Origin of the sequence: Sphingobacterium sp. UBA1897 (assembly GCF_002337775.1) — a bacterium.
In the GTDB taxonomy this organism is placed as follows: domain Bacteria; phylum Bacteroidota; class Bacteroidia; order Sphingobacteriales; family Sphingobacteriaceae; genus Sphingobacterium; species Sphingobacterium siyangense.
In genome coordinates this window covers 145,890-159,614 of sequence record NZ_DDGR01000025.1, presented here as the reverse complement: position 1 = coordinate 159,614, position 13,725 = coordinate 145,890, and the positions used below count along the sequence as shown (strand labels likewise).

Sequence of the window (13,725 nt, the reverse complement as noted above, 5' to 3'; positions counted from 1 at the left end):
GTTGTCATGGTTTATTAGGTAAAATTTTTATGGATTTTTGATCAAAAAGTTAGCAGTGACCGGAAAATGATCTGACTGCGAATAAGAACTGTAATCAACATCATAAGTTTCTGCGATTATCGCATCTGTGGGCGCATACATCAGATAATCTATAGTTCCATCCGGTTTAGGTGTCCCAGCCGTAAAACCACAATATCCGTTGAGGCAGCCAGGTGTAAACCATTTGGTCAAAACTTTATAGCCCTCTTCTGTCGGTTTGGCATTTAAATCTGCAGACAAGATAATTGGTAACGTAAGGTCTTTGGTATATTGGTGGATAAGATCTATTTGATGGAGTCGATTTGCATTATCGGCCAAATGGTCCAAATGGGTTACGGCGAAATAAAAGTCCTTATTTTCTTTGGTCACCTTAACAGTTCCGAGCGCCCTGATGTATGCATTTGCTTCCGAAGTTACAACATCTAATAAATACGTTTTCGTCTCCTTAAGCGGAAATTTAGATAAGATTAAATTTCCGTATTCTCCTTGCGCTAGGTCGCGCGCCTTAACAAAATAATAATAAGGCATGCCCGTGAGTTCCGAAAGCCGCTTACCCGTATCATAATTCATATTGATGGAGTTTACCTCCACCTCCTGCAGTCCCACCAGTTCGGGATCATTTTTCTTGATCACTTCGGCAATAGCCTCTATGCCCTTTTTTTGCGCTGAATAGATGTTATAAGTCATGGTTTTGACAGATACACCAGTTACAGGCTGCTCTTCAACCTTGGTTTCATTTTTACTGCATGATACCAATAAAAAACCTATTATACTTAATGTTATGATTTTTTTCATCAGTGACTCGTTTTTAGTTTTCACTTTGCGTGCTATGTGATCAGTCATTTGCTATCAATTCTATGGTATCACTATAATTGACGACTCCGTTTACAGTCGCACTTACCCTGACGTAGATTTTGTTGCCATTTGCCTTGATCTTGTAAAAGTTTTCGACAAACTGTTTATCATTGGCCAGTTCAAAAACATGCGTACCTTCATCTATTTTGCCTTTAGCAATCTTTGTGACATAATTAGCATTATTTTCATCTACCCGCGGCGTATAGTTCCACATGACAGATACGTTGGTAAACGTAAAGGAGTCGTCCGCCTTATCAACCTTAAATGCTATTTCGACCCGGTTTCTTTCGGAAATAGTCGCCGAAGCCGTAATACGGGAAAAAGGAGTTGCCTTCAAATCGAACTGCGTCTCACCATTGACCGTGGTATAACCTTCACAAACCCCTATAAAAGGGCCATTTACGGCCACCCTGTACTTCCCATTAAACACTTTATTATTGGTATAAGATCCATCTGCATTCGCCCTGAAATCGACAGAAGCAGTCGCATTTGTGCCTATTTCAAATAAAGAAACGAGCACGCCGCCCGATCCCTCCACAGGCAGCGGAATAGGCTTGTTAGTTTCCATGTCATATATGGTACCGTGCAGTCCGCCATTCGGAGCTTCCATATTATCGATCTCATTTTCACAACTGTTCATAACAGCCATAAGCATAACACCGAGCATAAAAAAAATATTCTTCATACTTATCATAATTGTATACATCTAAATTAATTACCGTAGCCCGGATTCTGAACCAGCTGCGGATTTGTGCTCAAGTCCGTAGGACTGATGCGGATATAGTAGTTTCTTTCCAGAAATAATCTCTTTTGTTTTGGAGGAACTCCAGTTTCAAAAGTATACTTCTTACTTTTGACATTGTACCAAGGATATAACGCTGTACCTCTATAGTTAGTAAGTCCTCCCTGGGATTCATCCAGATGAGCCACGCGCCACCGCTTGAGGTCCCAGAAACGGAGCTTTTCAAAAGCAAGTTCGACCTTACGTTCTTGTCTTACTTTAGCAGTGGATATCGTTGCAAGAGGTTGAATTCCGGCGCGTGCACGAATGTTATTTACCGCCTGAAGAGCTTCTGCATCTTTGCCACCAAGCTCCACGCAGGCCTCAGCAAAATTGAGGTATATCTCACCAAGACGAAATACCACCCAAGGTGTCTCCGAGCGCTTAGCATCAATATTTGTCATATCCGTGAGAGTTTCATCAAAAAACTTACGCATATAAAACCCCGTTTTTGACGCATCCCCAACGTCTGCACCGCCATCTTTACCCGAAGTATTGTACCTCACACCATCAATTGTAGCCACATTATCTTTGTCCGGCTGATTCTGTGCCTGATATTTTTGTCCCGAGCCGTTCTGTCCGTTAATTACCCCCCGTATCCATTCGACCTTACTGCCCTTTAAAGGAGCTCCGGGGACGTAGATGGAAGCAAACAATCGCGGGTCTTTCCCCACAAAAAGATCGTAGGGACTATCAAAACTACGAGGTGTCCCATCCGTATTTTTTAAGGCTAATTTACCGACACTACCATCGCTGTATTCAAATGCTTCGACCATTTCGAGCGTAGGTGTTACACCGCATCCCCACCCGTCACCACGATAGGAAAAAGGAGCATTCATCTTATCCCACATGTGACCTTTTCCCGCTGAAACATTGAATGTTTTCTGAAAGATATATTCCCCGTTATTCCCATTTACACTTTTGGAAAACAGTTCATAGAAGTTCTCTGCTTTGTCGGAATTTTTGTTATAAAGGCTGTAAGTGCCGGCCTCCAGCAATGCTTTTGAAGCATTATAAGATTCCGTAAAATAACGTGTTGCCTCATTGGCTGCTATACCCACATAACCTCGCGTTACAGCCTCGCCACTTAAATTTACATTTGAACCATATTTAGCAATCGAGCCGGCATACAGCGAAGCACGGGACCATAAGGCAAGGGCTGCACCTTTGGAGGCTCTATATTTACTTTCTGCAGATCGCGATACCGGAAGTATGTCGCTGATCGCCTTACATTCACTGATAATAAAATCGTAAACTTCCGATTCTTTATTTCTTGGAACCTGTAATGCCGAAAAATCGCCGGGCACATATTCTTGTGGTGTCGTTAGCAAGGGGACACCACCATAGCGTTTAACCAAACCAAAATATTGCATCGCTCGTATCCACCGTGCCTCAGCATCGACTAGGCGCTTCTCCTCGTCGCTCAAGACTGTAGTCTCGCTCAGTTTCTTCAAAAAGTCGTTGGTACGCCGTATCTGCACATATCTAGTCGCAAACGGATCTTCAAATACATAATCACTATACGTATATATCGAATTGGCATTGCTAAATGCATAATCTTTTTGATAAGCTCCTGTGGCTTCATCCGACAAGGATGTCAAATTAAGCAGATTGGATTTCCCGGTAAACCAATCGTCAAATTCATCTAATCTTAATCCTTCATCGTACATGGTGACCAATACAGACTGTATCGCCTGCGGACTTTTCCAGATGAGATCAGAGGTGATAATTCCACTGGTGAGCTCCCGGTCCAGGTAATCGTTACAACTATATAAACTCAGTGTAAATGCACAACTCAGAAGAAGTGGACTGAAATATTTCATTTTCATAGTATAGGGTTTTATAAAACTATATTAATACCAAAATTGAACGTTTTCAATTGTGGATAATAGCGCAATCGGCTTTGATTGCTTTCAGGATCTATATTTTTCAATAACGCATCACTCCCCGTGAAAGTCAGCAGGTTATTGGCATTAAAATAGACTCTGCATCGGTCAATCTTTAAAGACTCTATCCATTTTTTTGGAAGAGAATACCCGACTTCCAATGTTTTTAACCGTAGATAATCCGCTTTATGTAAAGACCATGAGTTATCAGACCGGTTATCCACCTGGCCAGTTACCCGGGCGGCGGGCATCGTGCCAGCAATCCATTCACTATTCGGATCGGCAGGATCTGCCCGATGCCATCTGTCTGTCATAAATGCAAATCCATTGCCGAGCCCCTGTTGAATAAACGGATCAAGGATATCTCCGCTGATGTAAATATCATGACCTGCAGCACCCTGAAAGAATAAGGTCATATCAAATCCTTTATAGTTTGCTCCCAGGTTTAGTCCATAATACATTCTTGGTGTTGCACCATGGCCTATCGGTTCCACATCGTTCCCATCGATGATACCATCGCCATTCACATCTTTGAATTTTAAATCTCCAGGAAGCAGGGATCGATTTCCATTATTATCCTGCACAGGTGAGTTTAAAATATCTTCATAAGATGAAAATTGCCCAACGACCGTCTTCCCCCATCGGATATCCTTATTCCTGTCATTGTTATTGTTCTGCCAGTCATTGTAAAGGTTGGTTGATGCTGCACGTTCAACATAGCCATATCGAATGCGTGTAATGGAAAAATTGGCCGAAACATTATAAGCAAAATCAGCAATTTTATTTTTATGGCCTACCGTCCATTCAAAACCAGTATTGATATCAGAATTTAAATTCTCTTGCGGCATTGACTCGCCGAATGTCGTCGGGAAAGTACCTTGTCTTGTCGCCGGAAGGCCAGAGCGTTCGCGTCTAAACCAGTCGAACTCCGTATTGATCAATCCGTTTTTAAAGGAAGCCTCAAAGCCTAGATTCATGATATTAGACTCGTACCATGTCAGCCAAGGATTGGCCATTCCACTGCTTCTCAGCCCAGAAGACAAGCCTCCTGTGCCCAGCACATAACTTCCGCCATACACATATCCATCGAGGTATTGGAATGCCGAAAAATCCCCCTCATCTCCCACTTTGGCATATGAACCTCTGATTTTGACATTATCAAAGTGGGGTAAGTTGTCTTTGAAAAATTTCTCTTCCGAAATCCGCCAGCCTGCTGACACTCCCGGGAAGAACCCCCATCTGCGGTCGCGCTGAAATTTGTAAGATCCATCATAGCGGAAATTCAGTTCAAGCAGATATTTTCGGTCAAAAGCGTAGTTGAACCGTCCCACTAAACCTGCGTGAGCCGTTTCTACACTTTTGCCGCTTGCATTCTGATTCTCGGTATCCCCTTTACTGATGTCGTCGATGATACCGATGGAAGATTCCCTAAAACCTAATATATCGGTCAAACGGTCATGATAAGCTTCCCATAACAGTAAGCCGCTGACATCATGTTTTTGTCCAAATACACGGTTGTAATTGATCGAATACTGCTGTGTAGGCATATACAGATTTTCCATCTTGGACTCCAGACTTGCCTTTTTTCGTAAAGCAACTTCGGTATATTGATCGTTCGCCTGATTATACTGATAATCGCTCAACGCCTTTTGCCATGTTTTCCATTCGCTGTTCTTATAGTCATAAGCGACCATAGCGCGCAAAGAAAGTCCAGCTACCCACGGTAGCTTCCAATTTAGATCCACAGACCCATTGAACTCCCTTCTCAGCCGCGACTCATATCCGCTATTTTCGATATAAGAGCTATGTATAGGGTTAGCCATATTTCCGATAGCCTGCCAGTAACTGGGATTATTGTTGGCATAAATGGAATAAATCGGGATAGCCATCTGTGCCTGCGTAAAAAGATCATCACCTCCATAGGGTTTTTCACGGTCCTGTAAACGACCTGTCAATTTAAATCCGACCGTGAAATTTGATGTAAGATTCAGATCTATATTGGAACGTAGATTATACCGTTTAAAGTTCCAGTCATCTGATTTCAAAATCCCCCCTTGATCAACATAGCCAACAGAATTATAATATTTGACCTTATCATTTCCGCCATAGATGCTGACGTTGTGTGAGCTCTGTGGAGCATTGTCACGCACCAAGGAACTCCACCAGTCAGTCCCTTGCGTTCCATTTTTGTAACTATCGAGCTGTTCCTGGCTATAAGCGGGCACCCCCGTGTACGGATTGGAGTTATAAATCGCTTCATTGTACAAGGATGCATATTCGTAGGCATTCATCATGCGGGGGTATCGTGTTACCTGTTGCAGTCCATAATAGCCATTATATTCTACTTTAGTCTTTGAATTGCTTCCTTTTTTTGTCGTCACCAATAAAACGCCATTTGAGCCTTTAAATCCGTATACTGCGGCGGCAGCATCCTTTAAGATAGATATAGATTCAATATCATTAGGATCTACCTGTGCAAAATCCCTTTGTACCCCATCTACAATAACGAGCATACTGCCATACCCGCGGATATCGACCGAAGCACCATCATCACCCGGAGCACCGCTGCGTTGTACCGCACGGATCCCTGGCAATCGACCTGCCAGCATATTTGTGACGTTTGGCGTCTTTACCTTAATCAGCTCTTCAGCCTGTATGGATGCAACTGAACCTGTTACCGAAGCACGCTTCTGGACCCCGTATCCCACCACAACCACCTCGTTCATCATTGCCACGCTATCCTGTAAAATAATGGATAAGCTCGTTCTGCCCCCCAGCATGATTTCCTGGCTTTTATAGCCAGTGGCAGAGATCAATAGCGTTTCATTAGGTTCTGTTGTAATGGAAAACCTTCCAGTGCCGTCCGTACTGGTTCCGATAGACGGTGTGCGCTTTACTTTCACAGTCGCCCCAGCGATGGGATTGCTGGCAGCATCCATTACTTGTCCAGTTATCTGGACGGGCGCTTTGGCTATGACCATGCGTATAGGATTATTGTCCCATCGCTCATGCCCGTAAGCCGCGGATGTCATTAGTGCGAGCCCTAGCAAACTCACCTTTAAAGCTTTTTTGTAGGGCGCATTCAAATCACGCTGTATCATTCTATAAAATTATTTTGGTTATTATTTTTAATTAAAAAACGTAGACGTTCTTCAATATGGCCATATAGTTAAACTTATTTCTAATTAGGCAGCGGATCCAAAGCAGCTGGCTTATTGGGATCAAAAATGGCTACTCCTACCTTTGAATCAGCACAGCCATAATAGAGAAACCATTTCTGCTTAAAATAAACGAGGCCTTCGATAAACACTGTCCCGTCTACGTATTGACCGCTTTTTTCAAAAGCTTCCATTGGCCGCAGAAAAGGTACGTCCATCCTTGCTAATACTTTTCCCGGGTCTTTGCTATCGAAGAGGACCTGCCCCGCTGAATAAGTACCTTTATTAAACCGCTTATCTCCTTTTTCGGGATGGTTTTTGCCGTTATACAATAGTAGAATTCCTTTATCAGTCAGGATGGCCGGCGGGCCACATTCTGTTAATGAGCTGTCAAAATAACCCGCTCGCGGTGAAATGAACGCTTTGAGTTCACCTTTCTCATCTACAACCGGTTCCCAGTCAAGTAAATTATCCGAAGTAGCACCATATACACCGTGCTCGCCCCAATACATCCAATATTTACCGTTTACTTTAGTAATTATCTGCTTACCATGTTCCAGTTTAGTGACAATCGATGCCGATTTATGCGATCTGTTGACTAGGTCAGGAAGGATGTTCGATTTCTTAAAAATAGGTCCATATTTTGTCCAGTTTTTAAGATCTTTTGAGGTAGCTACCCCCAAGCGAGGTACTTTTCGATTCCATTGCGTATAAAACATCACATAGGTACCATCTTCAGCTTCTGCTATGCGCGGATCCTCGGTGCCACCAGGCCATTCAAATTCACGTTGATTGTCATTTCCAGGATAAAACACAGGCGTATGCTGGCGGTCAAAATGTGTCCCATCAGCACTCGCGGCTAGCCCTAGGCGGGAAGTTCGATGTCCGATTTTCACACCTGTCCTATCTTCAGCCCGATACAGCACATAAATACTATCACCTTTAACAACGGCGGCTGGATTGAAGGTGTCATTATTCTCCCACTGTACGAGTTTTCCAGTCATGGGATCCAAAAATGTTGTGGTGCTATCCGGCTCGATTACAGGGTTTACCCCTGCTGGACGAACGAAACCGCCCATTACCCAATTTGGACCGGAATGTGCTTGTTGTTTTTGCACGCTACAGCTCCAAATAGTTATCAAAGTAGCCATTATAGACAGCGACGTTACTAAATGTGTTTTATGTTTCATATGCTTTAACTTTTTAATTTATATTCTTGTCGAAATTTATTATAGATCATTTAATAGCCAATTTGATTTAGAAAACCGGTTTTGCAATGCGAAACTAAGAAGTTTATAAATCAATAGCGTTTATTTGTGAGAAATTAACAATTATTTAATATAGGTAATCTTAGTTTATTTCCTCTAATACCTTACCTTTCGTTTCGGGCATAAACAGAATAAACACGAAAGACAGGATGACCATGAGTGCGTAGAATAGGAAAACATAATAACCGCCAAGCGTACTGCCCTCTACGATAATGGGAAATACCCAAGATATGATTGCAGCAAATAGCCAATGGGTCGTGCTTCCTAAGGATGAGCCTTGAGCGCGAACTTCGTTCGGAAAAATCTCGGCCAAAAAAACCCAAATCACAGCACCTTGGGATAACGCAAAAGATGCGATAAATCCCATAATGTAGAAAAGTAAAAATTGTGCGTTTACGCCTTTTAGGCCAAACGCGGCCAATAAAAGAAATAAGAACATACCTATGGCACCTGTCAACAGCAGTTTTTTCCGCCCAAAACGATCGATGATGCTCATGCCCACCAGGGTGAAGAGCAAGTTGGTACCACCGATAAAAATAGGCTGAAGGTAGGCTAATTCTGCATTAAATCCAGCCATTTCAAAAATCCGTGGTGCATAATATAGAATTGCATTGATTCCTGTCATTTGATTGAAGAAGGCAAGCAAAACAGCGAAGAGTATCGGTCTGGCATACCTTTTTTGAAAAAGTTTGACATTTTTAGCCGGTATCTGAGACTGATTGCCCAGCATCTCAGCTTTTATATCTAGTCTCAAATAACTCGCATGCGCTTTGTCAATCTGTCCCCGTTGCAACAACCATCTGGGGCTTTCGGGAATGAAATTCAATAAAAGCACAAACAATAGAGCGGGAACGGCCATGATGCCAAGCATGTATCTCCAGCCTTCTGAGTTTACGTTCATAAAGAGAAAGTTTGTCAGATAGGCCGTAAAAATGCCGAGCACGATCATAATCTGAAATGTTCCTGTAAGTTTACCCCGGTCTTTTGCAGGAGCAATTTCAGAGGTATAAACCGGTCCGACCACAGAACTAATCCCAACAGCAAGCCCGCCCAGCAGGCGGAACAGCAAGAAAAATTCCCAAAGAGAAGCTACGGCGCAGCCCAACGCCGAGAGTAAATATAAAGAGGCAACAAAATAAAGCACGGGTTTACGCCCATACCTGTCGGCCATACGCCCGGCGATAATAGCTCCTATAATAGTTCCGATCAAGGAGATGGATACAGTAAGACCGTGGCGGACAGCATCCAGGTTCCATAGTTTTTGTATGATTTGTTCCGCGCCGGAGATGACGGCTGTTTCGAAACCAAACAAAAAACCGCCCAAGGATGCGATTAATGTAAATTTCCAAATAGGCTTCATATACTAAATGTCTTAAGGGTTAATCCTAGAAATAAGTTGCGTTCATCAAATGACGCAAGAGCTAATTTCATGTCAAGAGAGGACGCCAGTTTATCAAAAAAGTGAGCGTGAGCTTTGGCAATACTGCCACCAATGATAATGGTATCTGGAGTTAATGGACCAATATATTCTTTAATGAAAGTAATCAGTTCGTTGCTTAAGAAGTCAAAAGCTTCCTTTCTATAAACCTCCAAATGATCCTGTTGTACTAAATCCTTTATATTGTTTGCGGGTACCGATCCGAAGACTTTTTTTAAATGGGATAGAATGCCCCGGGTTGAGATCACATCTTCCACGATACCATTAAGGTAAGGCGCCGATCCTAAATTGAGATCTACAATCTTTCCATCCTCGTATAACGAAGAGCCTAATCCTGTTCCTAGGGTCAAGCCTATAATGCGCTTATTTTCCATTTTTTTGTCGACAACCTCCCCCAACAGAAATGCTGCAGCGTCGTTATAAAAGTGGATCGAACCTAGATCAATTCCAGTGATATGCGCAAAAAATGCTTTTAGATTAACGTTTAGTAACGACTGATATTTGTTCATTCCGTCCATTAGGGATATACCGTTTTCGTAATCGAACGGACCAGGGCAAGAGATGAGAATTTCGGATGGCAGGAGCGTGGTTGAACTTAGGGTTTTGTCGATGGTTTGTTTTATTTCTGACAAAATCTGTCCTCTTTCTGCGTTGCTATTTACATTTCCGCGAAAGTAGGATCCGTCCATGAAACGTGCAGAAGGCTCACATACGAGACCAGCAGAACAATGGGTACCACCCAAATCGACACATAAAATTATATTTTCGGTATGATGCATGTTATTTTTAAAATTGGTTATCCCTAATGATTAAGCAAAACCGGTTTTGCTTAATTCTGCTAATATAGCACATAAATTTTAAAAACAACTATTTTTTATTTTTTTTGGCGAATATTACAGCTTACTCAAGCTTTGATCCATTAAAAACCAAAAGCAATGTAATTTATTGAAGCACTGCGCTATAGCTATCAAAAGAGTCCAGACAAAGCATATTTATGCGGTTTTATTCAATAATGTTCGTCTTTAAACGTAAAAAACCGTCAAAAAATTTTAAATATTGCACTTTTATGCTATATTTGGTATAAAACATATACAAACCGATTTCTAACCGCTATGAATTTTTTATGGAATAGTACAGTATTACCTTGCCCAAGCACCAGGTGCATTAGCAAAACAAATTAAACGAAACTAATCAAACAACAATTTTATTATGAAAAGAAGTATGCTCATACTAGTGAGTTTACTGAGTACGTATGGTGTCGCCCTGGCCCAAAAAATCGTTACCGGTAAAGTCTCTACGACAGATGGATCGGCATTAGGCGGTGTAACAGTTCTCGAAAAAGGGAAAAACACCCAATCCATCACCAACAATAGTGGCATCTACAAGATCACGGTACAAGAAAACGCCACCTTAATTTTTAGACATGTCGGTTATAAACAGATCGAAAAAGCGCTTTCCGGCCAGCAAGTCCTCAACGTCAGCCTATCCGAAAACAGTTCCTCTTTGGACGAAGTCGTTGTCACCGCTTTCGGCATCAAGCGTGATCGTAAAACCCTGGGGTATTCGACCCCTATTGTCGCAGGGTCAGATGTATCCGAAACACAGCGTGAATCGTTTTTCCAGGGCCTCCAAGGTCGCGTACCGGGTCTTTCTATCAATAGTACAAGTGGTATGCCGGGTGCATCTGCACAGATCGTACTGCGTGGCTTTGCCTCTATCTCTGGCGACAATAATGCACTGATTGTAGTCGATGGCGTCCCCATCAACAATTCCACATTAAACGAAAATGATCTCGCCAGCAATGGTGCCAATAGGGATCTAGATTATTCTAATCGCGCCATGGATATTAATCCAGAGGACATCGAAACCTATACCATTCTGAAAGGACCCGAAGCTACAGCTCAGTTTGGGAGCCAAGGTGCCGGCGGCGCTATTTTGATCACCACAAAAAGAGGCAAGGCCGGTAAGTTTACAGTCAATTATTCCTTATCTGGACGCGTTGAAACGGTAAATAAATATCCCGAGCGGCAATATGTGTATGCACAGGGTACCAATGGTACGTATTCTGGGACCTCTGTCTACGCTATGGGGCCAAAATATCCTGAAGGAGCTACCCTCTACAAAGACAATGTCAACAATTTTTTCCGCACCGGGTATAACCAAAAGCATAACCTCTCCTTTGAAGGTGGTTCTGAAAAAGTGACCTACCGCTGGTCCAACGAATACAGCGACAATACCGGTATTGTACCAAATACAAGCTATAAACGCTTCTCGACCCGTCTCAACGGAACAGCTAAGTTTAACGAAAAGCTTGAATTCAACACCTCTTTCAATTATATCAATACACAGAACGATAAAGCCCGAAAAGGAAATACAGGTTATTTGATTACACTAATGCGCTTCAACCCGCTGTATGATGTGCGCGACTGGATTGACGAAAAAGGGAATCGTGTAATCCACAATTCAGATATTTACAACGAGCTCGACAATCCCTTTTGGGATGTATACCGCAATACCGCTAATGATGACGTAAACCGCATTCTGGCCACTTCCAATATGACGTATCGCGCAACAAATTGGCTAAGTCTAAACGGCATCATCGGCATCGACTTCGCCAACACACTGGGCCAAAGCGTTTACCATCCGCAATCCTACTCCGGGTCTGGATCTTCGACCAATGTACGCAACGGATCCATGAATGTGTATCAAGTTAATGGCCGTGTGCTATCAGGATCATTCATGGCTACGGCAAATACAAAAATCGGCCGTGATATCAGCTTTCGGGCAAACTTGGGAACTGAATTCAAAGATTATAATACCCTCACCAACTCACAGTATGGCGAGGACTTTTACGATCCCAACTTTTACAGCATCAACAACACATTCCCCAGTACGCGCCTGGCAAGATCTGTTGCCAATAACTTTCGGACAGTTGGATTTTTGGCACAGGCTGGATTTGGATATCTTGACAACCTGCTGTATCTAAATTTAACCGGACGACTGGATGCAGCCTCCCGAATGATGCCCAATAATCCGTATTTTGGCTATCCATCGGCTTCGTTGGCCTTCAATTTTTCAGACTTGTCTTTCTTCAAAAATAAAGTGCAATGGCTCAGCGACGGAAAATACCGCATCTCTGTGGGAACAACGGGAAAAGCGCCCTTTAAAAGCTATTACACTTTATCTAATCTCGAGCCTAAGCTATCCACAGGTGGTGGATTTGCCTATGGTGTGAATGGCGGAAATCCCGATCTGAAAGCCGAAAAGACCCGCGATTTTGAAACAGGACTCGAATTTGGCTTTTTTAAGCGCCGGCTTACATTTGATTTCAGCTATTTTAACCGTTTAAGCACCGGGCAGATCATTCTACCACGACTGAGTTATGGCTCAGGCTTCGTTTTACGGATGATGAACGGCGGTGAAGTCAAGACTTACGGTACCGAATTGCAAGTCAACGTCAACCCGATCAAAAAAACCGATTTCAGTTGGGACATGACCTTTAATTTTACCCAGTACAAAGGAAAAGTACTTTCATTAGCGGAAGAATTGCCCGAACTGTATGATTCTGACACCTGGGTACTGAGCGGCGTAAGGTCTTCGGTCATGCCGGGCTATAGTATCGGTACCTTAACTGGAACACAATTTAAGCGAAACGATCGCGGAGACATTTTGATAAACCCTCAAACCGGTCTACCCATCGCCGGCACCGACAAATATTATCCTATTGGAGATCGTATTCCTGACTTCACGCTGGGCATTGTCAATAAGTTCAACTACAAAGATTTTTACCTCACCTTCTTATGGGACCTGCGCAAAGGTGGCGATGTGCTCAATGGACTGGATTATAGGCTCTATACCTATGGGCAGTCTGTTAAGACGTTAAATCGGGAAAACCCTCGGGTGATTGAGGGGGTACTCGAGGACGGACTCGAAAATACAGCCAATCCAACAACGAACCGTATTGCGGTAACCCCTTATTCAGCTTCAGCCTACTATATGACCAATATAGAACCGCAGATGTTTATCGAGAAAAACATCTATGCATTTAGGCTGCGCGATGTTACGCTCCGCTATGCACTTCCCAAGCATCTCACACAGCGTATTTCGCCACAAGCTGCATTAAGTGTATTTTTTACCGCTACCGATCTTTTTCTTTTTACGAATTATACAGGACTTGACCCGGAAAGCAATAGTAATACGGCCGGCCTTGGCGGCATCGGCGGATATGGTATAGATTACGGAAACATGGCTAAGCCAAGAGGCTTCAATTTTGGTCTTAACTTGAGATTTTAGGAGGAAT

Annotated in this window: 8 protein-coding genes; 1 reads left to right on the top strand and 7 read right to left on the bottom strand. The window is 42.9% G+C overall.

What is annotated here, in order from left to right; genetic code table 11:
- Positions 1 to 27: 27 nt before the first annotated feature.
- From B4N43_RS16560 to B4N43_RS16530, 7 genes are all read right to left on the bottom strand, one after another.
- Positions 28 to 834, bottom strand: coding sequence for an endonuclease/exonuclease/phosphatase family protein (locus B4N43_RS16560; protein ID WP_286735666.1), 807 nt, complete (start codon positions 832 to 834; stop codon positions 28 to 30).
- A gap of 40 nt (positions 835 to 874) precedes the next feature.
- On the bottom strand, positions 875 to 1,579 hold the full coding sequence (locus B4N43_RS16555; protein ID WP_286735665.1) for a DUF3823 domain-containing protein: 705 nt from the start codon (positions 1,577 to 1,579) through the stop codon (positions 875 to 877).
- Positions 1,580 to 1,605: 26 nt separating this feature from the next.
- Positions 1,606 to 3,504 (bottom strand): RagB/SusD family nutrient uptake outer membrane protein, encoded by a 1,899-nt coding sequence (locus B4N43_RS16550; RefSeq protein ID WP_286735664.1) that lies wholly within the window; start codon positions 3,502 to 3,504, stop codon positions 1,606 to 1,608.
- Positions 3,505 to 3,515: 11 nt separating this feature from the next.
- On the bottom strand, positions 3,516 to 6,662 hold the full coding sequence (locus B4N43_RS16545) for a SusC/RagA family TonB-linked outer membrane protein (RefSeq protein WP_286735663.1): 3,147 nt from the start codon (positions 6,660 to 6,662) through the stop codon (positions 3,516 to 3,518).
- Between the two features lie 80 nt (positions 6,663 to 6,742).
- On the bottom strand, positions 6,743 to 7,909 hold the full coding sequence (locus B4N43_RS16540) for a glycoside hydrolase family 130 protein (protein ID WP_182983117.1): 1,167 nt from the start codon (positions 7,907 to 7,909) through the stop codon (positions 6,743 to 6,745).
- A gap of 160 nt (positions 7,910 to 8,069) precedes the next feature.
- Positions 8,070 to 9,347 carry a sugar porter family MFS transporter gene (locus B4N43_RS16535; protein WP_286735662.1) on the bottom strand — a complete coding sequence of 426 codons (1,278 nt, stop codon included), beginning with the start codon at positions 9,345 to 9,347 and terminating at the stop codon, positions 8,070 to 8,072.
- Positions 9,344 to 10,204, bottom strand: a complete 861-nt coding sequence (locus B4N43_RS16530) for an ROK family protein (RefSeq protein ID WP_286735661.1) — start codon at positions 10,202 to 10,204, stop codon at positions 9,344 to 9,346. The genes B4N43_RS16535 and B4N43_RS16530 overlap by 4 nt, the downstream gene beginning before the upstream one ends.
- Before the next feature lie 430 nt (positions 10,205 to 10,634).
- Here B4N43_RS16530 and B4N43_RS16525 point away from each other — a divergent pair, with 430 nt between their 5' ends.
- A complete protein-coding gene (locus tag B4N43_RS16525) occupies positions 10,635 to 13,718 on the top strand; it encodes a SusC/RagA family TonB-linked outer membrane protein (RefSeq protein WP_286735660.1) in 3,084 nt (1,027 codons plus the stop codon).
- Positions 13,719 to 13,725 lie beyond the last annotated feature (7 nt).